General features: G+C 44.6%; 21 protein-coding genes. 6 read left to right on the top strand and 15 right to left on the bottom strand.

The genetic code is table 11. The features are described from left to right. Nucleotides 1-80: 80 nt before the first annotated feature. The 5 genes from QWZ07_RS09950 to prmB all read right to left on the bottom strand — a co-directional run bounded on the left by QWZ07_RS09950 (nt 81) and on the right by prmB (nt 6255). Nucleotides 81-1526 carry an ATP-binding protein gene (locus QWZ07_RS09950; protein WP_102297207.1) on the bottom strand — a complete coding sequence of 482 codons (1446 nt, stop codon included), beginning with the start codon at nt 1524-1526 and terminating at the stop codon, nt 81-83. 45 nt (nt 1527-1571) lie between these two features. Further along, on the bottom strand, nt 1572-2300 hold the full coding sequence (locus QWZ07_RS09945) for a response regulator (protein WP_192853211.1): 729 nt from the start codon (nt 2298-2300) through the stop codon (nt 1572-1574). Between the two features lie 157 nt (nt 2301-2457). Further along, nucleotides 2458-3915: a protein adenylyltransferase SelO gene (locus tag QWZ07_RS09940; protein WP_192853210.1), complete on the bottom strand. Its 1458-nt coding sequence runs from the start codon at nt 3913-3915 to the stop codon at nt 2458-2460. A gap of 517 nt (nt 3916-4432) precedes the next feature. Next, nucleotides 4433-5074 carry a LysE family translocator gene (locus QWZ07_RS09935; RefSeq protein WP_102327878.1) on the bottom strand — a complete coding sequence of 214 codons (642 nt, stop codon included), beginning with the start codon at nt 5072-5074 and terminating at the stop codon, nt 4433-4435. Between the two features lie 248 nt (nt 5075-5322). Then, the gene (gene prmB / locus QWZ07_RS09930; protein WP_017104863.1) at nt 5323-6255 is read right to left on the bottom strand and encodes a 50S ribosomal protein L3 N(5)-glutamine methyltransferase; all 933 of its coding nucleotides are present in this window, start codon (nt 6253-6255) and stop codon (nt 5323-5325) included. A 63-nt stretch (nt 6256-6318) separates the two neighbouring features. Between prmB and smrB the strand changes: the two genes are divergently transcribed. Continuing rightward, nucleotides 6319-6849, top strand: a complete 531-nt coding sequence (gene smrB / locus QWZ07_RS09925) for an endonuclease SmrB (protein ID WP_065104881.1) — start codon at nt 6319-6321, stop codon at nt 6847-6849. A 135-nt stretch (nt 6850-6984) separates the two neighbouring features. Here smrB and sixA read toward each other — a convergent pair whose 3' ends face one another. Continuing rightward, entirely contained in the window at nt 6985-7449 is a 465-nt protein-coding gene (sixA, locus tag QWZ07_RS09920; protein WP_012603460.1) for a phosphohistidine phosphatase SixA, read from the bottom strand. 304 nt (nt 7450-7753) lie between these two features. On the opposite strand from sixA, the gene QWZ07_RS09915 reads away from it, so the two are divergent. Further along, nucleotides 7754-10531 carry an insulinase family protein gene (locus tag QWZ07_RS09915; RefSeq protein WP_192853209.1) on the top strand — a complete coding sequence of 926 codons (2778 nt, stop codon included), beginning with the start codon at nt 7754-7756 and terminating at the stop codon, nt 10529-10531. 211 nt (nt 10532-10742) lie between these two features. Here QWZ07_RS09915 and fadJ read toward each other — a convergent pair whose 3' ends face one another. Further along, nucleotides 10743-12989 (bottom strand): fatty acid oxidation complex subunit alpha FadJ, encoded by a 2247-nt coding sequence (gene fadJ / locus QWZ07_RS09910; RefSeq protein WP_192853208.1) that lies wholly within the window; start codon nt 12987-12989, stop codon nt 10743-10745. Continuing rightward, nucleotides 12989-14296: an acetyl-CoA C-acyltransferase FadI gene (gene fadI, locus QWZ07_RS09905; protein WP_102351303.1), complete on the bottom strand. Its 1308-nt coding sequence runs from the start codon at nt 14294-14296 to the stop codon at nt 12989-12991. The genes fadJ and fadI overlap by 1 nt, the downstream gene beginning before the upstream one ends. A gap of 574 nt (nt 14297-14870) precedes the next feature. Between fadI and QWZ07_RS09900 the strand changes: the two genes are divergently transcribed. From QWZ07_RS09900 to QWZ07_RS09885, 4 genes are all read left to right on the top strand, one after another. Continuing rightward, a complete protein-coding gene (locus tag QWZ07_RS09900; RefSeq protein ID WP_004736042.1) occupies nt 14871-15419 on the top strand; it encodes a sigma-70 family RNA polymerase sigma factor in 549 nt (182 codons plus the stop codon). Continuing rightward, nucleotides 15412-16140 carry a DUF3379 domain-containing protein gene (locus QWZ07_RS09895; RefSeq protein ID WP_192853207.1) on the top strand — a complete coding sequence of 243 codons (729 nt, stop codon included), beginning with the start codon at nt 15412-15414 and terminating at the stop codon, nt 16138-16140. Before QWZ07_RS09900 ends, QWZ07_RS09895 begins: the two co-directional genes overlap by 8 nt. 297 nt (nt 16141-16437) lie before the next feature. Then, entirely contained in the window at nt 16438-17700 is a 1263-nt protein-coding gene (locus tag QWZ07_RS09890) for an outer membrane protein transport protein (RefSeq protein WP_017071731.1), read from the top strand. A 296-nt stretch (nt 17701-17996) separates the two neighbouring features. After that, nucleotides 17997-19274: an outer membrane protein transport protein gene (locus tag QWZ07_RS09885; protein ID WP_192853206.1), complete on the top strand. Its 1278-nt coding sequence runs from the start codon at nt 17997-17999 to the stop codon at nt 19272-19274. Between the two features lie 94 nt (nt 19275-19368). Here QWZ07_RS09885 and QWZ07_RS09880 read toward each other — a convergent pair whose 3' ends face one another. The 7 genes from QWZ07_RS09880 to ccmD all read right to left on the bottom strand — a co-directional run bounded on the left by QWZ07_RS09880 (nt 19369) and on the right by ccmD (nt 25187). Beyond that, nucleotides 19369-20154, bottom strand: coding sequence for an MlaA family lipoprotein (locus tag QWZ07_RS09880; protein ID WP_099166256.1), 786 nt, complete (start codon nt 20152-20154; stop codon nt 19369-19371). 124 nt (nt 20155-20278) lie between these two features. Then, a complete protein-coding gene (ccmI, locus tag QWZ07_RS09875) occupies nt 20279-21499 on the bottom strand; it encodes a c-type cytochrome biogenesis protein CcmI (protein ID WP_065113377.1) in 1221 nt (406 codons plus the stop codon). Beyond that, entirely contained in the window at nt 21499-21987 is a 489-nt protein-coding gene (locus tag QWZ07_RS09870; protein ID WP_017110114.1) for a cytochrome c-type biogenesis protein, read from the bottom strand. The genes ccmI and QWZ07_RS09870 overlap by 1 nt, the downstream gene beginning before the upstream one ends. Next, nucleotides 21984-22535: a DsbE family thiol:disulfide interchange protein gene (locus QWZ07_RS09865; RefSeq protein ID WP_065113378.1), complete on the bottom strand. Its 552-nt coding sequence runs from the start codon at nt 22533-22535 to the stop codon at nt 21984-21986. The genes QWZ07_RS09870 and QWZ07_RS09865 overlap by 4 nt, the downstream gene beginning before the upstream one ends. After that, the gene (locus QWZ07_RS09860) at nt 22535-24505 is read right to left on the bottom strand and encodes a heme lyase CcmF/NrfE family subunit (protein ID WP_076671144.1); all 1971 of its coding nucleotides are present in this window, start codon (nt 24503-24505) and stop codon (nt 22535-22537) included. Before QWZ07_RS09860 ends, QWZ07_RS09865 begins: the two co-directional genes overlap by 1 nt. Then, nucleotides 24502-24984 (bottom strand): cytochrome c maturation protein CcmE, encoded by a 483-nt coding sequence (gene ccmE / locus QWZ07_RS09855; RefSeq protein WP_017076805.1) that lies wholly within the window; start codon nt 24982-24984, stop codon nt 24502-24504. Before ccmE ends, QWZ07_RS09860 begins: the two co-directional genes overlap by 4 nt. Continuing rightward, nucleotides 24981-25187, bottom strand: coding sequence for a heme exporter protein CcmD (ccmD, locus tag QWZ07_RS09850; RefSeq protein ID WP_017110117.1), 207 nt, complete (start codon nt 25185-25187; stop codon nt 24981-24983). The genes ccmE and ccmD overlap by 4 nt, the downstream gene beginning before the upstream one ends. Between the last annotated feature and the right edge of the window lies 1 nt (nt 25188).

Below are 25188 nucleotides of genomic sequence, written 5' to 3'. Positions count from 1 at the left end.
TCCGGTTCAATAAAGAGTCTACTTATTCTGATTTATAAGATTGAAACAAAAGGTAAGCCCTATGTAACACAATTGTTACATTACACTTCTAAGCCTCTTGGTATATAGACTTTAGCTTCTAAGCCACCTTGAGAGGAGTTGCGAATAATGAGATCTCCGCCGTGTCCGTGCAGGATATTTCGGCAGATCCCGAGCCCTAAGCCGTGTCCTTGGTCGTCGGTTGCCAGCCTAAAGTAGGGTTCAAAAACCAACTCTAACTTGTCTTCAGGGATACCTTTGCCGTGATCCTGAATCGTCACAATGACCCACACTGAATCACTGCTGATATCGACTTCGGCGGATTGTCCATATTTCACAGCATTGTCGATAAGATTGGTGAGCACGCGTTTAATCGCTAAAGGTTTAGCTACCAAAGGCTCAACCACAGCAGGTTCAAACTCGACCTGAGTTTGGTATTGGTTGTGCAATTCAATCACGGAGAGCATCATCTCGTTGAGATCGATAATGGCATTGTTTTCATGAAGGTCGGTGTCTCTTACTGCTTGTAATGCACCTTTCACCATCATCTCAAGCTCATCAAGATCTTTGTTGAATTTGTCTTTCTTTACTTCGCTTTCCAACAACTCAGCACGAAGCCTGAGTCGGGTGATTGGTGTCTTCAAGTCATGAGAGATAGCAGAGAACAAATGCTCTCGGTCGGCAACATAACGACGAATCCGCTGCTGCATGCGGTTAAAGGCTCTGGTTGCCGTGACCAGTTCAGTCGCCCCCTCTTCTTTCAGTTGGGGCTGCTGAATATCCATGCTCATTTCATTAGCCGCTCTTGCCAACTTTTTAAGAGGACGTACTTGGCGACGAATCATCAAGTAAGTCAACACCAGTAAAATGAGCGTTGAAGAAACTAAGAAGATCACCTGCTCTCTGCCAAGAATCGTATCGTCGAGTTTCACGTATGGCGCTGGCAACAGTGCGGCAATGTACACCCATTCATGACTGGTTAGCTCTATTTGAACAACCAGAATTGGCGGATTAAGAGGTTCTAACGTTAAGGTGTGATGCGCCCACGATCGCGGGAGATCGCTTAAGTAGATGTCGTTTTTAAGCAAGCGAAGGTGTTCAGGTCGAGAAAAATCTACCCGCACCGATTCGACTTTATTGAGCTTGCTACTTAAAACACTTTCTATCGCTTCTATCGATGCGGTTTTTAAGCGCGTGTCAGGGATCGGTTCAACGATCAAAGCCTCTTTATTGAAAGAAACGAAGAAGCGCGTACCGCCCATATTGCGGATCTGATCTAATACGATATGACGATACTTGACGGGCAAAGATTGGAAGAAAGTCACCGTTGAGGCAAACATGTTTGCCATGCTCGAAGAGGCAGAACGAATCCCTTCCAGTTCTTTGTGTTTGGATTCGCTATACCAAATAGACGTTGCGATACCTTGAGCAATCACAACGGCTAACAAGGTCAGCAACAATGTTCTTGCGACCAATGAGTTTGGTTTTAATCGACTCAACCAGTTCATAGGAAATACTTCATTGGCAAGGTGTTCATTAACAGCACTTGATTATCAGTGTTCATACTGAACAGGCACAGCAAGAATGTAACCGTTGCCGCGCATGGTTTTGATGTAGTGAGGATATTTACCACTGTCGCCCAATCGGCTTCTCAGACGACTAAGCTGCACATCAATGCCACGTTCAAAAGGCAGCGCTTCACGGCCTCTGGTCGCGAAAGAGATGGTGTCACGGTCGAGAACTTCGTTAGGACGAGTTAAGAACAGCATTAACAAAGAAAAGTCACTGCCCGACAAATCCATCTCTTCTGAGTTTTCATTGTGGGAAATTCGATGCGCGAGCGTATCAAGTGTCCAATCACCAAAGATAATCTGCTTTGGCAGTGCATCACTCGGTTTGTCATCCACCACTTGAACGCGGCGCAATAACGCTTTGATTCGAGCCATTAACTGACGAGGGCTAAACGGCTTCGCGATGTAATCATCTGCACCAATTTCTAAGCCGATAATCTGATCGGTTTCATCCGATACCGCTGTCAGCATAATGATAGGCACATTTGATTGTTTTCGAACTCGCTGACACAAGGTAAAACCGTCGTCACCGGGCAGCATCACATCGAGCAGAATCAGGTCGGGATAACCTTGGCTTTGCAGGTGGGTTTTTAATTCAACACCGTCTCCAACAGAGGAGACATCGAAACCCGATTTAGTGAGGTACTCTTCCAGCAGCTCGCGGATTTCTTGATCATCATCCACCACGAGAATTCGAGTATTTGTTGGCATCGCCCAAACCTATTAAATTTACAACTTATTCACATAGTGTATAGGCTGGCCGATTATTTGATTATTGACATGTTTGTAAAGTTAGACGAACAAACAGATAAAGATCACATCTTAGTGACCTCTACCTGTACTTAGCGACTCAAAGAATCATAGGAGGTTAAGAGGAACAGCTGATTTCCATGGCTTTGCCCCACTCAGGCGGCAAGGCAGCAAGATGTTCGTAGTCAGGATGTTCCGCATAAGGGTCTGCCAGCACCACCATTAATGCATCAATATCGCTGCTATCACCACGCTCAGCTTTATCTATCGCAAGCTGGGCTAGGTAGTTTCTGAGGATGTATTTCGGGTTTACTTGTCGCATCTTTTCACAGCGCTCGGTCACTGAACTCTCTTCCAATTCACAACGTTGCAAGTAGTTATTCACCCATAGCTTTGCGGCCTCGCGGTCTATAACCAAATCAATCACGTCTTGCGGCGGCAATGTATCTAGGTTCGACAGCGTTCTAAAGAGCCTTGGGTAATCGACTTTGTTTTGCGACATCAGCTCGAACAACGATTCAAACAAGCGACTGTCACCTTCGTGTTTCGAAAGCAGCCCCAACTTACGACGCATTAACTGGCTGAAATAACCATTCATTTGCGGCTCGTACTGTTCTAACGCTGCCTCTAAATCGGCTTTATCCACCAGCGGCGAAAGTGAATGAGCCAGAGCTGACAAATTCCATAATCCAATTCTAGGCTGTTGATTAAAGGCATAACGACCTTGGTAGTCGGAGTGATTACAGATCAATCTCGGGTCATATTCATCAAGGAAGGCGAACGGGCCATAATCGAAGGTTTGGCCGATGATCGACATGTTATCGGTGTTCATGACCCCATGGGCAAAACCATTCGCTTGCCACAACGCGACCATTTCCGCAGTGCGATCAATAATCTGATTAAACATTGCAGCGTATGGTTTCTCTTCATCAAGACATTCAGGGAAATGCCACTCAATGACTTTATCGGCCAGCAACTTATGCTCAGCCAACTGATTGGTATAAAAAAGATGTTCAAAGTGACCGAAACGGATGTGTGACTCAGCAGCACGCACCAACAATGCGCCCCACTCTTGCTTCTCTCGATATACGGGTGTGTCACTGGTCATCATCGCCAACGCGCGAGTGGTTGGGATATTAAGCCCTGCCATCGCTTCACTACATAGGTACTCACGAACGGTTGATCGAATAACAGCACGGCCATCGCCCATACGAGAATAGGGGGTTTTACCCGCACCTTTAAGGTGTAAGTCGAACGTTTCACCGCTTTTCGCGACAACTTGAGCTAACAAGAGCCCTCTCCCATCACCTAAATCAGGGTTATAAGAGCCAAACTGGTGGCCTGCGTATTTCATTGCTACTGGCGAGAATTGCTCAGGTTCAACATTGCCCGACAGCGTTTCAAGCAATTCCTCTGAGGCATCCTCAAATGACGGAAAGCCGAGTTCATTCGCAAGGTTATGGTTCCATGCGAGCCATTGGACATTGCTGAGCGGTGTAGGTTGAATTGGGGTATAGAACAATCGAGGTAATGCAGTAAATCGATTGTTAAATGAAATAGAATCCCAGACAGACATGAGAGATACACTGTAAATAAAAGATAACTTAAGATTATCACAGTTTGATAACAACTTCAGATCAGGTTATGCAGTGAGTCTATTGAGATAAAGGGTTAACCAGACAAAGAGATTCGTCAGAGAAAAAGGTTACAGAGAGGAAGGTACAGCTAAGAAAAGGTTAAGTGGCTAGCCTGATGAGAAGAGCCACATTAAGAGAAGAAGAGTTCTGACTTTGAAGACTTTTTAACAAGTGTGTTCATAATAAAAACTAAAAATATAGAGCCATAAAGCTGACTACATTAGAGCAAGAATACCCACTAGAGACAGGGTAGAGAAAAGCCAAGTGCGGCTGATAACGCCAAAGTTACTGTGTTGAATCATTTCTTGATGCTGCATATGTCTCTCCTTGAGAACGTGATGGTGTAACACCAATATATCGGCTTTTCGCCAAAAGCAGCAAGCATATTAATATTAACCTTTTATGACAGCACTAAGAATTTTCTGTAACTATTCAGCCCTTTGATAAATCGAAAAGTTATGCTCGGCTTGTCGTCGAAAGTAGCGCTCCAGCACCAATAAACACGCCCCCTGTAACACGGTTAAACACCTTGGCTCGACCCTTTGCAAATAACCAAGTTGATGATTTTGCACCTAGGTAGGCATAGACCAATAACCAAGACAATTCCATGACAACGAAGGTCAAAGCGAACACCAAAAATTGAGGAAATAGCGCTATCGACGGGTCAATAAACTGAGGGAAAAGTGCGGTAAAAAACAGGATAGCTTTTGGATTACTCGCGCCAACAATAAAGCCACTCACATAATGCTGCGCAGCGCTTTCTTTAACAGGTTGAGAGCCTGCTTGTTGATTCGATAGCTTGTCATAATCTTGCTGACTCGACCGTAGCGACTTCCAACCGAGATAAATAAGGTAAGCAGCACCCGTCCACTTAATGATATTAAACACCACTTCTGATGAAGCAATAATCACCCCTAAACCGGTAAACGATAACGTTAAGATTCCGGTAATGGCAGTCACGCTACCCAAGGCGGTAAATATCGATAACTTAAAGCCTGATTGCACACCCTTAGTCATGCACAACAAAGAGCTTGGCCCTGGCGAGGCTGTTAAAATTAACACCGCCAACAAATAATAAATCCATGTATCAAAGCTCATCGCGAATTCTCCTTAACTCACTAAAACGACTAAATATTAGGCACCAATATGTAATAGCTATTCATATTAAGCAACTAAATATTAAGTACGTTCACTCTGTGTTGATTACTTATCCCTTAAATTCCAGCAATAAAAAACGCCATGCATTGCTGCATGGCGTTTAAATTCAAACGTTTTAAATAGAACGTCTTATAAGGTTCTAACCTTAAGTTTCCAGCTTAATCCCTAAGCTAACAACTAACAGTAACCTAGTCTTTGTAGATAGAGAACTCGTCTGCGCAAGCCACTAACTGCTCACGAGTAATCATGAATACACCGTGACCACCGTTTGAGAATTCAATCCAAGTGAATGGAAGCTCTGGGTACTGATCCATCATGTGAACCATTGAGTTGCCGACTTCACAGATCAGAATACCATCATCAGTTAGGTAGTCTGGTGCGTTTGCCAAAATACGGCGAACCAGTTTCAGTCCGTCTGTACCTGCAGCTAGGCCAAGTTCTGGTTCGTGTGTGAACTCATCTGGCAGGCTGTTCATATCTTCTTCGTCCACGTAAGGTGGGTTCGATACGATCAGGTTGTATTTTTCTTTTGGCAAATCACGGAAAAGATCTGAACGGATTGGGAACACTTGTTGCTCCATGCCGTGATCTTGAACGTTCTGCTCTGCAACTTGCAGTGCGTCAGTAGAGATATCAATCGCATCCACTTCCGCATCAGGAAAAGCATGAGCACATGCAATCGCAATACAGCCACTACCCGTACACATATCCATGATACGAACAGGTTCTTCAGTTAACCAAGGTTGGAATTGAGCTTCAATCAGCTCACCAATTGGAGAACGAGGCACAAGAACGCGCTCATCAACAAAGAACTCAAGACCACAGAACCAAGCTTTGTTGGTTAGGTAAGCTGTAGGGGTGCGATCATTGATACGCTTGATCACACGCTCAACAATGCGTAGACGCTCACTGCTTGTTAGACGAGAGTTCAAAACATGCGGAGGAACATCAATCGGTAGATACAGAGTAGGTAAAATAAGTTGTACCGCCTCATCCCACGCGTTATCAGTGCCGTGACCATAAAATAGGCCCGCTGCGTTAAAGCGGCTAACAGTCCAACGAATCACATCTTGAAGCGTGTGTAGTTCTGATACCGCTTCTTCTACAAAAATCTTATCCAAAATTGTCTCCGAAAAGCGCTACAATACTGCTAATTACGTTTCTAATTTAGAATTCATAACCTGATGAGCAAAAAAGACACCGACTTTGATGACGATTTCGCCTTATTCAACGATGCAGTAAAGGGCGTTAAAAAGTTGCAACAGGATACCATAGTCCAGCAGCCAAAAAGAAATACCAAGCAAAAAGAAATTACTCGAACGGCCAGACAAGCCAGTGATAGCGAGTTTTACTTCTCTGACGAGTTCATTCCGCACCTTAGTGAGGAAGGACCAACACGTTATGCGCGCGATGATGTCTCTAAATACGAAGTGAAACGTCTACGTCGTGGGGTCTATGTGCCCGACGTGTATCTCGATATGCATGGTATGACGCAGCAAGAAGCCAAACGTGAGCTTGGGGCTATGATTGCACACTGTATTAAAGAAAGTGTGGCATGTGCCTGTGTTCAGCATGGTATCGGCAAGCACATTTTGAAGCAGAAAGTGCCACTGTGGTTAGCACAGCACCCAGACGTAATGGCCTTCCACCAAGCGCCTTTAGAGTTTGGCGGCCATGGGGCGCTACTGGTTTTACTCGCTATCCCAGATAAATAGCCATCGACTTGCTCTTTATTCTAAAAAGTACGTCCAGCACCTTGTCGTTTGGTCAAAATAGTCCGTTAGAAACAACAAAGGGCATCTCAATAATCATGAGGTGCCCTTTTATTTATCTTGAGAAAACGGTCTCAGCTATGGATTAATGTTCCAAAGCAACTCACCTTTTTGTTTTTCAAGGTCGAATTCAATACACGCTAGCCCTGATGTTGGAAACATAGGTGGCGCCATGCCCGTCGCAAATTCAGCCGTTAAATAGCCCACTAGAGGTAAATGAGAAACAAATAAAATGGTCTCTAGCTTTTCTACTTCAGCCATTGCTATGGTCAAATCAAACACATCGTCGGACATTCCGTAAGGCGTAATATCATCACAGGTTTCTACTTTCTTTCCAGAAAACGCTTGAGAGATTTCTAACCACGTTTCTTGTGCCCTTAAGTATGGGCTCACAAGCACTTTATCGAACTGGCTAAACCCTTGCTCATTTGCAGCTTGAGCTACCGCAAGAGACGCCATTTTACCGCGCTTCGTTAACGCTCGTTCTGCATCCGAGTTAGCAAAATGTTCTGCTTCACCGTGGCGCATTATGAATATTTTCATGTTCAGTCCTGTCTACGTAACATTTCGAAAGTCGATATATCCCATATCAGCGATACGCTACTTAGCGTTTGGCTCTCAAACTAGAGAAACCGCAGTCTATATAAATAATTATATCAAGTCACTTGCTAAAGAGTTCGACTTTCTTAACAATCTTATTAAAAGAAAATAAATCACTGATAAAAATCGATAAAAGTGATTTAGAAGTCGCCAAAAAGCACTTCATATCCCAAAATATGATCGCGAGGTTTGCACCTTAAATCATCGCGTACATAATTTAAAAACCACCTTCTCTGGAGATGCATCTGTGCATTTAAGCCCTAATGATGAACATCAATACCGTTACGTAACATTGGATAACGGGTTGAGAGTACTGTTAGTTCACGATCAGAACGCTCAAAAAGCTGCAGCCGCACTCGCCGTTAATGTCGGGCATTTTGATGACCCTACAGACCGAGAGGGTTTAGCTCACTACTTAGAGCATATGCTATTTTTGGGAACTGAAAAGTATCCAAAGGTCGGAGAGTTCCAAAGTTTTATCAGTCAACATGGCGGTAGCAACAACGCTTGGACAGGAACAGAGCACACCTGCTTCTTTTTTGATGTTGAATTGAATGCCTTTGAAACCGCACTCGATCGCTTCAGCCAATTTTTCACGGCTCCCCTGTTCAACGAAGAAGCCTTAGACAAAGAACGCCAAGCTGTTGATTCTGAGTACAAGATGAAACTCAATGACGACTCGCGACGCTTGTACCAAGTTACCAAAGAGTTGGTAAATCACAATCACCCATTCTCGAAGTTTTCTGTCGGTAATATCGATACGTTGGGCGACAGAAACGGTGAGACGATTCGACAAGAGATCTTAGTTTTCCACCAGCAACAATACTCTGCTGACTTAATGACGCTGACACTTTCTGGCAATCAGTCATTAAATGAGATGCAAAGCTGGGTTGAGGATCGCTTTAGCTCGATTACCAATAACAACCTACAAGGCAAGAAGGTTGAAGTACCCATTGTTGGCGAGTTAAGCACTGGCGTACAAGTACACGTAGAGCCGATAAAAGAAGTACGAAAACTGATTTTAACTTTCCCAATGCCAAGCATGGATGAACACTATGGTATTAAGCCACTGTCGTTCTTTGCTCACCTATTAGGTTATGAGGGTGACGGCAGCCTAATGATGCAACTGAAGGAAAAAGGTTGGATTACTTCTCTCTCGGCCGGTGGTGGTGCCAGTGGCAGTAACTATCGTGATTTCACGGTCAGTTGTTCATTGACCATCGAAGGTTTGACCAAAACGGACAACATCATCCAAGCCGTATTCCAGTACATCAAGTTGATTGAACAACAAGGTATTGAAGAGTGGCGTTACCTAGAGAAGCGTGCGGTTTTAGAGTCCGCGTTCCGCTTTCAAGAGCCAGCAAGGCCGCTTGATGTCGTAAGTCACCTAGTGATCAACATGCAACACTACCAAGAGCAAGACGTGGTGTATGGCGATTATAAAATGTCGCATTTCGATGACGAGTTACAACGGTCTCTGCTTCCTTACTTAACCGTCGACAATATGCGCGCGACCATTGTTGCCCAAGGTTTCGAATATGACCGAGAAGCGAAGTGGTACTTTACGCCCTACTCCGTGACACCGTTTAGCAGCGAACAGCAACAGTGTTTTACCTGCATCAATCCCGGTTGGCAATTTGAATTACCCGATAGAAACCCATTTATTTGTTATGACTTAGACCCTGCCGAGCTTGAAGAGCAAACTGAATTTCCACAGCTGCTCGAAGAGTTAGACGGATTTAAGTTGTGGCATCTACAAGATCATCAGTTTCGAGTACCGAAAGGTGTCGTGTATATCGCCATCGACAGCCCACACTCGGTAGCTAGCCCTAGAAATATCGTCAAAACACGCTTGTGTGTAGAGATGTTCTTAGACTCGCTTGAAAAGGATACTTATCAGGCTGAAATCGCCGGTATGGGCTACAACATGTATACCCATCAAGGTGGTGTCACACTCACGCTTTCTGGATTCAGCGAGAAGCAGCCACAATTGCTCAATATGATCCTTGAACGCTTTCAAGCACGCGACTTTAGTCCAACACGCTTCGAAACGATTAAGCATCAATTGCTAAGAAACTGGAATAATGCGTCGCAAGACCGCCCTATTTCGCAGCTGTTTAATGCGATGACCGGGATCTTGCAGCCAAATAACCCGCCCTACTCTGTATTAATTGAAGCGCTGGAAACGATAGAGGTCGATGAACTCTCTTCTTTTGTTCAAGCTATCTTGGCTGAACTGCATGTAGAGATGTTTGTGTATGGCGACTGGAAAAAAGCCGATGCACACAAAATGGCGGAAACGCTAAAAGATGCCCTGCGTGTTCAAGACCAAGCCTACGAAGAGTCATTGCGCCCGTTAATCATGTTGGGTGAGAACGGCAGCTTTCAACGTGAAGTGGTGTGTAACCAAGATGATTCAGCGATCGTGGTTTATTACCAGTGCGCCGATATCTCACCTGAAAACATTGCGCTGTATTCACTGGCTAACCACTTAATGTCGGCCACCTTCTTCCACGAGATTCGTACCAAGCAACAGCTAGGTTATATGGTCGGCACCGGTAATATGCCGCTTAACCGACACCCAGGTATTGTGTTGTACGTGCAGTCCCCGAATGCAGCGCCAGCAGATCTGTTGGCTTCAATAGACGAGTTCCTCAATGCCTTTTACATGGTGCTGTTAGAGCTTAATGACTATCAATGGCACAGCAGTAAACGCGGCCTCTGGAATCAAATTTCAACGCCAGATACCACCTTACGAGGTCGAGCTCAGCGCTTATGGGTTGCGATAGGCAATAAGGACTTGGAATTCAATCAAAGAGATCGTGTGCTAGAAGAGCTCAAAGGTCTGACTCGCTCTGACATGATGCGCTTCGTGGTTAGCCAACTTAAACCACGCACCGCAAATCGTCTGATTATGCACGCGCAAGGTAATGCGCATAACGAAGAAGAAAAGCTATCAGCAGGTGTGGAAATAGGCTCTATTGATGAGTTTCAACTGCGCCCGAAAGACTGTGAGCTTGGTTAGTCGTTCTTAGTAAAAAGATCAGAAGGTTGATGTGAAAGCATCAACCTTTTTTATTGGGTGCAACACAATAGCTTACTTTTTACATCTCAGTCGTCATTCCCGAGAAGGAAGAATGACTGAGTTGGGAATCTTATTCCTTTCGCTCAGCCACCAAACAGAAAAGCCCGCATCAATTGCTTGATACGGGCTCAATAACTAGCAGACTAGAGAGTTACTTATAAAAAGACTCATCCAATCCAGCGCGTGTCAGTAGGCCATCACATGGCGCGAAACGATCACCGTACTTCTTAGCGAAGTCGTTCATCATCTCTACCAGTGACTTAATACCCACTTGATCCATATAACGGAACGGACCACCTAGGAATGGCGGGAAACCGATACCGAAAATAGCACCAATATCGCCATCTCTTGGACTACGGATAATGCCGTCATCTAGACAACGAACCGCTTCGTTAAGCATCGGTAACACACAACGCATTGCGATGTCGTTATCACTTAGCTTAGGTTCAGGTTGCAGCTTAAGCAGCTTGTAAACTGACTTATCAACTTCCTTCTTCTTACCTTTGTAAGTGTAGAAACCTTTGCCACTCTTACGGCCTTTGCGGTTGTCATTCAACAGAATGTCGAACACATCAGGGCCTTGGAAACGTTCGCCTAATTCATTAACCAAAATTGGGATGATTTTCGCACCGATATCAACACCGACTTCGTCTAGCAAAGTAATTGGGCCAACCGGGAAACCAAAGTCCAATAACGTGCTGTCGAGCTTTTCAATCGGCTCATTCGCCAGTAACAAATGCGCCGCTTCATTCATGTATGGAGCAAGAATACGGTTCACGTAGAAGCCAGCTGTATCTTTAACAACAATAGGGGTTTTACCTTGCTTCTTCGCTAATGCAACAACCGTCGAAATCGTCTCTTCTGAGGTTGTTTCATGAGGAATAACTTCAACCAGTGGCATTTTTTCTGCTGGGCTGAAGTAGTGAAGACCGACCACGTTTTCTGGTCGTTGCGCCTTCTCTGCAATCTTATGGATTGGCAATGAAGAAGTGTTGGTCGCAAAGATAGTACTAGGCTTGGCATTGGCTTCAATGTCCGCAACCATTGACTGCTTAAGGTCAAGATCTTCAAATACCGCTTCAATCACAACATCAGTATGGTTAAAGCTTGTAAAGTCGATACCACCAGAAAGCTGAAGCATCTTACTTTCAAGGCCAGCTCGGCTCAGGATACGACGTTTACGCTGCTTATCGAACAACTTGTAGTTGTAGTTAAGCGCATTGAGCACACCTTCGTTAAACACATCTTTAATACGAACCGGTACTTTCGCTTTAGCAACGCTGACATGGCTGATGCCTGCCCCCATTAGACCGCCACCTAGCACACCAACACGCTTAACCGCTTTCGGTTCTGCGTCTGCGCCGTGTTCTTTTTTCATTTCAGTCGTTGCAAAGAAAATCGAACGAAGGGCTTTAGATTCTGAAGTCATTACCAGTTCAGAGAAACGTTTCGCTTCATACTGAAGACCTTTATCAAAACCGTTCTCAAGGCCGTAACGAATCACATCAAGAATCGCATCGGCTGCAGGGTAATTACCGCGTGTTTTCTGGTTAGTTTTCTTCGAAGCCTGTTCAAAAATAACCTTACGACCAAGACCCGTACGTGAGATTAGTTTTTCTTTGGTCGAAGCTTGGCTTTTAGACGCCAAACGCTTGCCTTTTTTACCGCCTGAGTTCTTTTCAACAAAGCTCTTAGCCACTTCCAGCAAGATAGTTTCTGGCACACAAGCATCCACGACACCTAGCGATTTCGCTTTCTTAGCGCGCAGCTGTTTACCCGTAAGAATAAGGTCAAGAGAAGGCAGTAAACCGATAAGACGAGGAAGACGCTGCGTACCACCAGAACCAGGTAGCAGACCAAGTTGGACTTCTGGCAAGCCAAGGCGAGTTTTGTCTGAGTCTGTGCATACGCGGTAATCACACGATAGTGCTAGCTCTAAGCCACCACCTAAACATGGGCCATGAATCGCTGCGACAACAGGATAAGGCAAATCAGAAAGCGCTTGGAACATCTCTTGCCCCTGACGAGCGAGAGATTGTGCTTCATCAGCCGTCTTGCAGGCATCAAGCATTCGAACATCAGCGCCAGCAATAAAATTATCTGGCTTCAATGAATGAACGATTAAGCCTTTAACTCGGCTTTGCTTTTCCTTCAACTGATCGAAGATTGCCTTCATTTCTTCGGCAAACGCTGCTTGTAGCGTATTCATTTTTTCGTTTGGCACATCGATCGCAAGCCATGCAATATCTTGGTCATCGATAGTTAAAGAAAACGCGGTCGCCGGTTTTACGGCTTCATCGTTTAAAACCGTCTTGTCACTTTTAGATGCAGTCACTGGCTTTGAATCCGTTTTTTTGACTGCTTTCTTTTCTTTTTTCACATCAAGAGTCGTAGACATTATTCCACCTCCAAGATCATTGCTGCACCTAAACCACCAGCCGCACAAGCAGTATTCAATGCTAGGCCACCACCACGACGTTTAAGTTCACGCAGTGTCTGAGTCATCATACGCGCACCAGTCGCTGCAAACGGGTGTCCGTAAGCAATTGAGCTACCCAGCACGTTGAATTTCTCCATATCAATCTCACCGATCGCTTTGTCACGGCCAAGATTCTTCTGAGCAAACTCGTCACTTGCAAACATTTTGACGTTAGCTAGAACTTGAGCTGCAAACGCTTCGTGCATCTCGATAAGTGTTAGATCTGATAATTCTAGACCCGTGTTCTTCAAAACTTGAGAAGTCGCGTAAGTCGGACCCATCAACATATCCGTTTCAACACCAATCGCTGAGAACGCGTAGCCACGAATGTAACCAAGCACTTCTAAGCCTAGCTCTTTCGCTTTGCCTTCGCGCATCAACATCACCGCGGCGCCGCCATCGGTAAGAGGCGTGGCATTGGCTGCCGTTACACTGCCGTATTGTCTGTCGAATGCTGGGCGTAATTTAGCGTAGCCTTCAACGGTCGAGTCATGACGAATGTTGTTGTCTTCTGCTAAATACTTTTTATAAGGCGCTGGGAAGGCTGTCATCACTTCACCTTGGATCTTGCCCTCTTTCCAAGCTTGAGAAGCCAAAGAGTGAGAACGGTGAGCAAGTGCGTCTTGTTCTTGACGGGTGATACCATGAGTTTTCGCCATCTGCTCAGCGGTTTGACCCATAGATAAACCAGTCGAGTATTCAGCAACAGCAGGCGGTACTGGCATAAGATCTTTAACGGAAAGCGTTTTAAGAATCTTAAGCTTTTGACCCATGGTTTTGGTTTTACTGAGCGCTAATAAGTTTGCCGCTAACTTTTTCGAAACACCGATTGGCAATACAGAAGAAGAATCAGCGCCACCCGCAATACCGACATCAATCGTGCCAGCCATAATGCTCTCTGTGACGTTAACTGCCGCTTGGAAGCTCGTTGCACAAGCACGTGTCACACTGTAAGCATCAGTATTAATGTCCATACCGGTGCCTAATACGATTTCACGCGCAATATTGGGCGCTTCTGGCATCTGCACAACTTGGCCGAATACAACTTGCTCAATAAGCGCAGGATCGATATCCGTTCGTGCAAGCATTTCGCTCACAACCATTTTGCCTAGGTCAACCGCAGGCACTTGGCTAAATTCTGTGCTCTGACGAGCGAATGGGGTTCGTAGTCCAGCGACAACGGCAACACGTTCTCCAGAACGCGTTTTGACTTCCTGTTTGCCCATGGTTTCTCCTTAAAGTTAAGAGGTCTGACCTGAAGCATTGTAAAGAAGTTGTTAATTAAATCAAACGAGCGTTTAAATAAACGTGATACGAGTATCTCACTGCTTGAAAATATAACTGCACATTCAGGCGAACCTTTTTGGGGGAAAGGTTGTCCTAAGAGACTAAACTATTGCTAGTTGAGACTGTTATGTGTGGGTAAAGAGTCGATGGTTTTGTATCAGAGTATTTTCTGAAGGCAAAAAAAAACCACACAAAGCTGTGTGGTCGGAACGTATATAAAGCAATTAACTTAACGCCAATTGAAATAATCAGTTTCCTGATTAGGAGAAAGTAAAGTCAGCCTTCAAAAGGAAGTGTCGTCTTGCTCAACATGCTAGCCACGAATGACTAACTAGACGACAAGGTGTACTATAACGGGTTCGAGGCCTTAGATTTTGAAGTAGATCAATTTTAATGTGATTTTACGATTTCCTGCCGATGATCGTTAGCTCTAAAAATATAAAAACGAAGCACAACGTATAGAGGACAGCTATACGCAGAGCAATTATGGAGGCTCGTGTGTCAATAATAAAAATGTTTGGAAAGAAAACAGCCAAGCGTCCGGTCAACTCTGATATGGACAAACAAAGAAAATACGAAGCACTCGTGCGTGCCTATCATCGTGACCTCTTTCGCTACGCCTATTGGTTATGTAAAGACAAAAGCATTGCCGAGGATTTAGTACAAGAGACTTGCCTTCGAGCATGGAAGTCACTCGATAGCCTACAAGATGAAAAAGCCGCTAAGTCTTGGCTGATTACCATCTTGAGACGCGAGAACGCTCGACGTTTTGAACGCAAGCAGTTTGATCTGGTTGATATCGACGATCATGGTAATGATGCTAGTGTCAGTGATGACCCACACCATCAACATCTGTGGTTACAAGCTCAGATCATGAAACTTGAAATTGATTATCGTGAACCTCTTTTCTTGCAAGTGATTGGTGGGTTTAGTGGTGATGAGATCGCGGATATTCTCGACCTCAACAAGAACACGGTGATGACACGTTTATTCAGAGCTCGAAATCAGTTGAAAGAGATGCTGGATACAGAAGAGGCAGAGAGGGGGCAACATAATGGATGATTTGGAATTTCGTCGTCGTGTATTGTCGGAACCTAAACAACGCACACAAGATATTATTGATGCGACAGCAAATAGCGAAGCCAATAGTAACTTTTTAGACGATGTACTATCGCTTGATAAGAAGATCCATTCAGCAATGAACGTGGATGTGCCAGACGATCTTGCTGATCGCATTCTCTTCAATCAAACCTCAAGCGAAGAAAGCAAAGTAGTAAGGCCTACTTTTGCTCGACGAGCGATGGCAATGGCAGCCTCAGTTGCATTCGTTGCAGGTTTACTCGTTGGCCAAGTTAACTGGGGAAATGCGTTAGTCTCTCCAGCTCAAGCAAGTTTGGCTGATACAGCAATGAAACATGTGGTTAATGAAAAGAGCTTCGTCAGTGGAATTGATGAACAAGTCACATCACAACAGATCAATGCCAAAATGAACCCATTTGATTTTCAGTTTGATAAAGCTTTTCCTTATCACGTTTACTACCTAAATCATTGTGGCTTTGGTAAGTCCAATGCAATGCACATGGTTTTCCAAGGTGAAAAAGGCAAAGTCACGCTGTTTTTAACAGGGATTCCGACTGACAAATCGATCGACTTCGATGAAAAAGGCATGTCAGGTTCGGTAACACCTATCGATAACAGCAGTCTGATCCTCGTAGGTGAAGATGGCGAGGACGTTTCTAAGATCGCCGAAAAGCTAACCAAAATGATCAAACCGATGAGCTAACTCGCTCTCAAAGCCCCGTCACAAAAGGCCCAGCAACTATACTCTTGATATTGCTGGGCTTTATTTATAGACAAACCGAAAAACCATTCACACCACCAATACATCTAGAGTTAAAACTCTAAAAAGAAGCATTTCCCACCATTTTCGTGTCAGATAGGCGTCATTTCCATAATTTTATCCTCAAAATTTCCAATGGTCGGATTTGTATATCGTATACTTCCGAATAGGATCAGCCACCATTGAGCAATTGCTCAAATTAATCGCCCTGTAGAGGCGGATATATAAAGGAATAAATGAATGACTACCAACAACACGCGTCTGTTTAAAAAGTCTCTTTTAGCAGTAACAATCACACTGGCGTCTTCGCAAGCGATGGCAGCAGGTTTCCAACTTAACGCACAATCAGCAACCGGCATCGGCCGTGCTTTCGCTGGTGATGCAGTAATCGCAGATAACGCGTCAGTAATGGCACGTAACCCTGCAGCAATGGCACTATTTGATAGCGTTGAACTTTCTCTTGGTTTTGAGTCGATCACTTCAATGATTGAAGTTAAAGATGCTCAATACAATCCAGGCGGAGTTTCTTCTCCTTTGTCTTCAAATGCAAACTACGATGACGCAGGTGGTACTTCTATCGCTCCAAACATCCACCTTATCGTTCCTGTAAATGACAAGTTTGCTTGGGGTGTGAACGCGTACTCTAACTTCGGTACGAAAACTGAATTTTCTGGAGATTACGCAGGTAACGAGTTTGGTGGTCTAACAGATGTACAAAGTGTTAACTTTGGCCTTGCTGGTTCATACCGTCTAAACGAACAATGGAGCTTTGGTGCTGGCCTTGATCTAATCTACGGTAAAGGTAAGCTTCAGCGACCAAACCCACTTGGTATGCAGGGCGATGCTTTAAATGTTGACGCTGATGGTTGGGCGCTAGGCTTTAACGTAGGTACTGTGTTCGAACTAGATAAGAACAACCGTTTCGGTTTAGCTTATCACTACTCTCCTGAGCTTGATGCAAAAGGCGACATCTCTTACTTAGGTACCGAGTACAAGAACGACACTTTACACATGCCTCTACCAGATCTTCTTGAGTTCTCTGGTTACCACCGCATTGAAGATACAAAATTTGCAGTACACTACTCTGTTCAATGGATCGGCTGGAGCTCTTTCGACAAGCTAGAAGCTAAAGACGCTGGCGTACTAAATGACTACGAATGGCAAAATGGTATGCACTACGCTATCGGTGGTACGTACTACCTAAACCAAACTTGGACATTACGTGCGGGTTACATGTACGACACAAGCGCACAGGATGAGCTAACTTCAATCTCTGTTCCTGACTCAGATCGTCAGTGGTTCTCAGCAGGCTTTACATACCACCTAGATGAAAAGTCAAACATCGACTTTGGTTTCACGTACCTGATGGGTGACGATGTAGATGTTAAAGAAACAACTGAAGTGGAGCCAGCTCCGGGAGTTGTTGTACCAGTTTCGTCAATTACAGGCACAACTCATGCTGATGCAATCCTACTGGGTCTTCAGTACAGCCGTAGCTTCTAATATACGCGAATAAGTAATCTCCAAAGGGTCGCATTATGCGACCCTTTTTTGTTGCCTAAACCACTGACTGACATCGATTTAGGCTTACAGCTGTAGCCTGCAAAGGTAAAATACGCCTACAGGTGTACGCTCAAACTTCGCAACACAGCCGAAACATTCAGACTATTTACCTAATAATCAGTCACATTTTGTCATTAAATCCCTAAAACACTGTTTTATTCGAATTTCATTTTTAAAGTAATAACTCTAAACGTAGAATCACGCCACTAAATACTTATGATTCAGCGAACATAATAATGAAAATGAATAAGACTCTTCTATCTGCTGCAGTGGCAGTTGGACTACTTTCGACTTCTACCGTCACTCAAGCGGCAGGTTTTCAACTAGCAGAATACTCAGCAACAGGCCTAGGCCGTGCATACGCTGGTGAAGCAGCAATCGCAGACAACGCTGGTTCACAATGGCGTAACCCTGCTCTTCTTACTTACCTAGAAGGCACACAAGTTTCTGTTGGCGCTATCTATGTTGACCCGAACATTGATATCGATGGCACTTCTACGTCTGCTTTTACTGGCGCTAAGTCCTCATCTAACTCTAGCGATTTTGCACATAGCGCAGTAATTCCAAACTTTTATGTTTCTCATAAGTACAACGACAAGTTTGCATTAGGTTTTGCTGCTGGTACTAACTACGGTATGGAAACAGACCTAGGTACAGACTTCGGTGGCGCTAACCACGGTAACGAAGCAAGTGTTACGACAATGGAGCTAAACTTAAACGCGGCTTACCAAATACTAGAAACCGTTTCTATTGGTGGCGGTATTCGCTACATCATGGCTGAAGGCAGCTTTGGCGCAGTTGCGTCGGCTCCGTTTCCACTTGCTGGTGTAGCAAAAGGCGACACTCTAAAATATATGGAAGGCGATGACACAGCTTGGGGTTGGCAAGTAGGTACTGCGTGGCAGATCAATGAAAACAACCGTCTTGGCTTTACCTACAAATCAGAAGTTGACCTTACACTTGAAGGTCATGCAGAGGGCGCAGGCTTCACATTACCTCAAGGTCAGAAGAGAAATGGCTCAATGGATCTTGCGCTTCCTGCGACCGCAGAGCTTGCAAGTTTCCACCAATTGACAGAGAAAGTCGCGGTTCACGCGAGCATTAACTGGACTAACTGGAGCAGCTTCAAAGAGCTTGTTGCTGATTTCCCAACGGAATCAGTGTCAATCAAAGAAGAGAACTGGGAAGACAACTACCGCTTTGCTCTTGGTACCACTTACCAAATGACGCCTAAGTTAGCTTTGCGTTCTGGTATTGCATACGATACTTCAGCCGTAAGTGAAGAGCACCGTACTGCGACGATTCCTGAAACGGACCGTACTTGGTTAAGCATTGGTGCAGGCTATCAATGGTCTGAGCAATTAACTCTAGATGCAGGCTTCACCTACATTCTAGCGAAAGATGCGAAGATGCTTGAAGATGATGCGGCATCAGCACCGTTTGGCGGCACTTTCGAAGGTGAAGTGACAGGTAGCATCTGGCTAGTAGGTATCCAAGCTAACTACCGCTTCTAATCTGTTTTACTTAATCTAAAGTAACAAACAATAAAAAGGCTCGATGTTGCTTCAATATCGAGCCTTTCTTTTATCGATTTTCTAAATCATATTTCTAGTAATCTTCTAGATAACCATCGATCAAATCTTCTTCTTCAAGGTCGACCTCTTCAGGCTCGATCTCGGCTTTAAAGTCACGACGTTGAATATAAACATCTCGCGTTAACGCATACGGATCTGGCGAGTCATCCAACAGAGCTTCTTGAGAAACTAGCTGTGCACGAGTCTCCATACCTTCAAATGCCCACTTTCCGAGGCTTGCCCAGAAGTTCAACAGAGCTAAAGGCACATATAAACTATCCACTTGCTCCGTCACTTCACGAGTCGTAATAGGACCATAACCCGGCACCATAAAGTACGGCCCATTCCCTACCCCATAATGACCAATCGCATCAGAAAACGACTTATCATCATACTTGGTGATCCCGGCTTCACTCGCAATATCAATCAAGCCCAACAGACCAAAGGTTGAGTTAATCCAAAAACGGTTGAAATGATCGAGTGCTTTCTCGCCATTACCCATGAATAAGTTGTTCACCATACTTGCAGGTTCATCTAAGTTGGCTAAAAAATTTGAGATACCAGAGCGAACTGGAACAGGAGTATAGCCAACATAAGCGAGTGAAACAGGACGAACTAAATAAGGATCAAGATATTCGTAGTTGATATCCCACATAGCTCGGTTGAACCCTTCGAAAGGGTCATTCGGGTGGGACTCTTCGACGTATTCAGAGGTTTCGAGGTTATTATCATTAGTGCTTTCATCTGGCGCGCTAGAACAGCCCACCGTTAAGCTTGCGATAAAAAGTAAACTCGAGAGTCTTAAAACACTGACAGACATATCACCTTTTCCATAAGGAATTCATATAATAAAAAAGGCCAGCAATCGCTGGCCTCAATTGTTTGCATAAGTCTATACCGTTTATCGTGAAATCGGAATAGCTAACACGTATGCAAAGTGATGATTAATATTGCTTATTGATGTTGATGGTCACTGGAGCACCCAGTTCAACCACTTCACTTTCACCGTACCAATCACCATCGCGAGTTGAAACATTACCATCTGTATCAAGCCTAGCTCTAACCATCAGAGTTTCAAGACTAGACAACTTCGCCCCTTCCATCATGCTGTTACCATCATCGAGAACAACAGTGCGAGGGAAAGAACCCAATGGGTAACGGGCTGCTGCGACCGGCATTGGCGAACCATCGGCTCTATGTACCGAAACAACCAACACAGACTTAGGATCAGCATTCACATCGCCAGACAGCTCAAGCGTTACTGCAACACTCTTACCTTGGTCAACACCCATGGTGTCGCCCATTTTCTTCTGAGCACTTTCAATACTGCGTGACAGCATCTCGTAGCGACTGTCTTGTGGACCAATCATCTGTTGCATGATGCTCCAGTACTTCACAGCACCTGGGTAGTCTTGACGTTCAAACGAATCGAACGCTAGTAATGAGAACACACGAAGATCAACGTAATCATTTTGAATCAAGCGGCTCAAAATCAAACGAGCTTGGTTTTGATCGGCTTCATCAGGAGAAAGCATCAATGCTTGAGCGAAACCTAACTGAACATCTTCATTCTTAGGTTCAAGCTTGTAGGCTCTTTCCATTGAATCTTTCGCAGTTTCAGCATCGCGATTTGCTAATGCGATACGGCCCAGTAACAACCAACCCGTTGAGTCTTTTGGTTGATAGTGAAGACGAGTACGAAGAGCCAAAGTTAGGTCTTCCAATTCATCATCCGTTAACGCACCGCCTTCTGATGACATCAGCTTTTTAGACAATGCAGGAAGATTAGCGCTCACTTCTTGCCAATGCTGAACCTTATCTAATGCACCAAATTTAAAGTACATACCGTAGGTCACAACCAAAACAAGAATCACTGATGGTACAACAACACCCAGCGTAGAGATTTGTGTCTTCTTGATCTTTTCTTGTGCTGGAACATCATCAAGTAGCGACTGCTTTAAGTCAGCGATCAGTTCTTGCTGGTTATCAACAAGGCCTTCTTCCGCTTCTACTTCTAATTCAACTAAGCGATCTTTATAGAAGGCTTTATTCAACTCATCGCGAAGCACGTCATCGTTGTTTTCTTTCTTGTTCAAGAAAGGCAGAACAATCAATAAAACTGCAGCTAGCGAAAGGACAATTGTAGAAATCCAAAATAGAGTCATTACTGTTTATCTCCGTCGTTCTCTTCGTCGAGTAACGCTTTTAAACGTGCTTCTTTGTCTGCATCCCAGTCTTTATTGGACTCTACTGCTTTCGATTTTGACTTTCTGCTTCGTAAAACAATCAAACCAAAACCTAATACAACAACCGAAAACGGGCCAACCCAAAGGATCGATGTCGCTAAGGTCAGTGGCGGGTTGTACGTTACAAAGTTACCGTAACGAGCAATCATGTAATCAATAATTTCTTGTTCAGACTTGCCATCTTTTGTCATCTCATACACTTTTTGACGCAAGTCGACCGCAAGTTCCGCGTTCGAATCACCAATAGTGTTGTTCTGACATTTTGGGCAACGAAGCGTATTGCTCAAATCTTTAAATTGTTGCTCTTGATCGACCGTATCAAACTCATGAAATTCGATAGGCGCAGCTGTTACCGACGCAGAGATAGCGAATGTGGCAAACAATGCTACAAGTGTTTGTTTAATCATTTTGCCTCCTCCAATAACTCTTGGTACATCGGCTCAAGTGTCGAAGCCCAGTTTGTTGGATTCACATCTCCAACATGGCGGTAACGAACAACACCGTTAGCGTCAATTAGGAACGTCTCTGGTGCGCCATACACACCAAGGTCTAGGCCTAGCATGCCATTACCATCGAACAAGCTGATCAGGTATGGATTGCCCAGTTCGTTCAACCAACCTACTGCTTTATTGCGATCATCTTTGTAATTAAGGCCAATAATTTTAACGCCTTGATCAGCAAGCTTGTTCAAGTATGAGTGCTCTGCATAGCAAGTAGGACACCAAGTCGCCCAAACGTTAAGCAGCAATGGCTCACCTTTAAAGATCGCTTGATCATGAAACTTTCCAGGTTGTTCCAAATCCTCTAGGCCAAATTCAGGCACTTGCTTACCAATCAATACCGATTCCAGTTTAGTCGGATCATCTCCCGACTGGTTACGCATCAGTTGGGTTGCAAAGACTCCAGCTAGAATCATAAAAGCAATCAGTGGAACAAATAAAATCTTCTTGTTCATTAGGCCTCCTGCTCTTGAGCCGACTTTTTCGTTGGCTTACGGAAACGGTAACGACGGTCACTGATTGCAATTACGCCACCAATCGACATGATCAAAGAACCCGCCCAGATCCAACGTACAAACGGTTTGTAGTAGATACGAACAGCCCAAGACTTGTTGTCGTCTAAACGCTCACCCATTGCGATATAAAGGTCGCGTGTTACGCCACGATCAATCGCCGCTTCAGTCATCATAGACTTAGCTGTAGTGTAGAAACGTTTTTCAGCGTGAAGCGTGTTGATGTATTTGCCTTCTTTGGTAATTTCAAAGTCAGCGATGTAACCATCGTAGTTAGGGCCATCTTTGTCACGAACACCAGTGAATAGAAAATCGTACTCTTCAAGTTGGTAGCTTTCGCCAGGTGCCAGACGAACATCACGTTCAATACTGTAGTTTTGCACCATCGCGATACCGATCACTGTCACAGCTAAACCAATATGGCCACAGATCATCGCCCAATGGCTACGAGGCAGTTTAGTTAGACCTTTCATGAAGGTATGACGGTGAGTCGCACGTTCATGCAGCTCAAAGCCGTGCATGAAGAAGATCCAGAACGCCATAACCCAACCAGCAAAAGCAGTACCACTGAAGCGGTCAGCCAGCAGTGTCACCATTAGCGCACTTAAACCTAGCGAGAAGATACCTGAAACCAACATGGGCTTAATAAGCTTAGACAGGTTGTCACGCTTCCAACGAATCAGTGGACCGATACCCAATAGGAACGAGAACGGAATCATTAACCAGAAGAACAACATATCAAAGAATGGAGCACCGATTGAAACCGAGCCCAAACCTAACTGCTTATGAACTAGTGGAAGCAATGTACCCACTAACACAACCACTAACGCAGCAATCAATAATATGTTGTTGCCGAGTAGTGCATTTTCTCGAGAAACTAAATCGAAGTTACCACGGACACGAACCGATGCGCCTTTAACAGCGAACAACAACAGAGAACCACCGATAACGAACACTAGGAAACCTAGAATAAACATACCACGAGCAGGATCTGACGCGAATGCGTGAACCGATACCAAGATGCCCGAACGAACTAGGAACGTACCTAGTAAGCTTAGTGAGAATGCAGAGATAGCCAGCAATACTGTCCAAGCTTTAAATGTGCCACGCTTTTCGGTTACCGCTAGTGAGTGCATCAGTGCAGTACCAGCCAACCAAGGCATGAATGAAGCGTTTTCTACTGGATCCCAGAACCACCAGCCACCCCAGCCAAGTTCGTAGTAAGCCCACCATGAACCTAGTGCGATACCTACTGTTAGGAATAACCAAGCAGCGATTGTCCAAGGACGAGACCAACGAGCCCATGCCGTATCTAAACGGCCACTCATTAGAGAGGCAATAGCAAAAGAGAACGCTACCGAGAAACCTACGTAACCCATGTAAAGCATTGGCGGGTGAATGATCAAACCCGGATCTTGCAATAGTGGGTTTAAGTCACGGCCATCGACAGGGAAGAAAGGCAGCGTACGTAAGAACGGGTTAGACGTTATGATAATGAACAGCAAGAAGCCGACAGTAATCAAACCCATGATTGCAAGTACGCGAGCCACAGACTCTTGAGGCATACCGCGGCTAAACGTAGCAACAGCAACCGTCCAACCCGCTTGGATTAGAACCCAAAGTAATAAAGAGCCTTCGTGAGCGCCCCAAACCGCAGTAATGCGATAGTACCAAGGAAGTTGGCTGTTTGAGTTACTTGCTACGTATTGAATCGTAAAATCATTGGTGTAAAACGCGTAACACAAGATGAAAAACGAAATCGCTAGGAATCCGAACATACCCCACGACAACGGTCGTGCACTATTCATCAATAAAGTGTTATTTCGAGAGGCTCCATAGAGGGGGAGCACACTCAAAAGCAATCCCAGCCCTAGGGACAGGATCATGGCAAAGTGGCCGATCTCGGCTATCATTGAGCACTTCCTTCTTTTTGTTCTGTCGAGTACTGCATTGGCTCATGGGTTTTCTTCATTGCTTCAGCAACTTCAGAAGGCATGTACTCTTCATCATGTTTCGCTAATACTTCGAACGCTTCAATTGTTGTCGCATCTTTTAGAACGCCTTGAGCAACAATACCTTGCCCTTCGCGGAAAAGATCAGGAAGAATGCCATCGTATAAAATCGTTACTTTAGGGCCAACATCTTTCAAATCAAAGCTTACACGTAGTGATTCGTTGTCACGGCTTACAGAACCGACTACAACCATGCCACCAATACGTAGGCGTTGGCCAACTTCAGGTTTTTTACCGTCTTTGCCATTAACAAGCTCAGTTGGCGTGTAGAACAGATCCATGTTCTGGTTAAGTGCATAAACCATTAATCCAACAGTTGCACTGATACCAAAAAAGATCGCTAAGACAATGCCCAGCCTCTTTTTGCGTCTTGGGTTCATAGAGTGTTCTCCATATTTTTTGCTGCATCGATACGAGCTTGACGATCAATCTTCGCTTGTACTTCAGTTAGTAATTGCTTACCACGACGAACACTTACTACCAGTAAGACGATCATCGCAAGGAATGTGATTCCAAATGCACTCCATACATATGAGGCGTAGCCACCCATGGCAAAGAAATCACTCAGAGATTCAAAATACATA

The sequence above is a fragment of the Vibrio lentus genome, from assembly GCF_030409755.1.
Taxonomy (GTDB): domain Bacteria; phylum Pseudomonadota; class Gammaproteobacteria; order Enterobacterales; family Vibrionaceae; genus Vibrio; species Vibrio lentus.
The sequence above is the reverse complement of the archived record's forward strand: the minus strand, read 5'-3'. Positions and strand labels throughout refer to the sequence as shown.

Bases quoted from the DNA above. Each gene is read 5' to 3' on its own strand.
- QWZ07_RS09880 (WP_099166256.1), bottom strand. From the start codon at position 20,154: ATGTCTGTCAGTGTTTTAAGACTCTCGAGTTTACTTTTTATCGCAAGC.
- ccmD (WP_017110117.1), bottom strand. From the start codon at position 25,187: ATGTATTTTGAATCTCTGAGTGATTTCTTTGCCATGGGTGGCTACGCC.
- QWZ07_RS09895 (WP_192853207.1), top strand. From the start codon at position 15,412: ATGGATGATTTGGAATTTCGTCGTCGTGTATTGTCGGAACCTAAACAA.
- QWZ07_RS09870 (WP_017110114.1), bottom strand. From the start codon at position 21,987: ATGATTAAACAAACACTTGTAGCATTGTTTGCCACATTCGCTATCTCT.
- fadJ (WP_192853208.1), bottom strand. From the start codon at position 12,989: ATGTCTACGACTCTTGATGTGAAAAAAGAAAAGAAAGCAGTCAAAAAA.
- QWZ07_RS09885 (WP_192853206.1), top strand. From the start codon at position 17,997: ATGAAAATGAATAAGACTCTTCTATCTGCTGCAGTGGCAGTTGGACTA.
- sixA (WP_012603460.1), bottom strand. From the start codon at position 7,449: ATGAAAATATTCATAATGCGCCACGGTGAAGCAGAACATTTTGCTAAC.
- QWZ07_RS09865 (WP_065113378.1), bottom strand. From the start codon at position 22,535: ATGAACAAGAAGATTTTATTTGTTCCACTGATTGCTTTTATGATTCTA.
- QWZ07_RS09945 (WP_192853211.1), bottom strand. From the start codon at position 2,300: ATGCCAACAAATACTCGAATTCTCGTGGTGGATGATGATCAAGAAATC.
- ccmI (WP_065113377.1), bottom strand. From the start codon at position 21,499: ATGACTCTATTTTGGATTTCTACAATTGTCCTTTCGCTAGCTGCAGTT.
- QWZ07_RS09940 (WP_192853210.1), bottom strand. From the start codon at position 3,915: ATGTCTGTCTGGGATTCTATTTCATTTAACAATCGATTTACTGCATTA.
- QWZ07_RS09890 (WP_017071731.1), top strand. From the start codon at position 16,438: ATGACTACCAACAACACGCGTCTGTTTAAAAAGTCTCTTTTAGCAGTA.
- fadI (WP_102351303.1), bottom strand. From the start codon at position 14,296: ATGGGCAAACAGGAAGTCAAAACGCGTTCTGGAGAACGTGTTGCCGTT.
- QWZ07_RS09950 (WP_102297207.1), bottom strand. From the start codon at position 1,526: ATGAACTGGTTGAGTCGATTAAAACCAAACTCATTGGTCGCAAGAACA.
- QWZ07_RS09935 (WP_102327878.1), bottom strand. From the start codon at position 5,074: ATGAGCTTTGATACATGGATTTATTATTTGTTGGCGGTGTTAATTTTA.
- ccmE (WP_017076805.1), bottom strand. From the start codon at position 24,984: ATGAACCCAAGACGCAAAAAGAGGCTGGGCATTGTCTTAGCGATCTTT.
- QWZ07_RS09900 (WP_004736042.1), top strand. From the start codon at position 14,871: ATGTTTGGAAAGAAAACAGCCAAGCGTCCGGTCAACTCTGATATGGAC.
- QWZ07_RS09860 (WP_076671144.1), bottom strand. From the start codon at position 24,505: ATGATAGCCGAGATCGGCCACTTTGCCATGATCCTGTCCCTAGGGCTG.
- smrB (WP_065104881.1), top strand. From the start codon at position 6,319: ATGAGCAAAAAAGACACCGACTTTGATGACGATTTCGCCTTATTCAAC.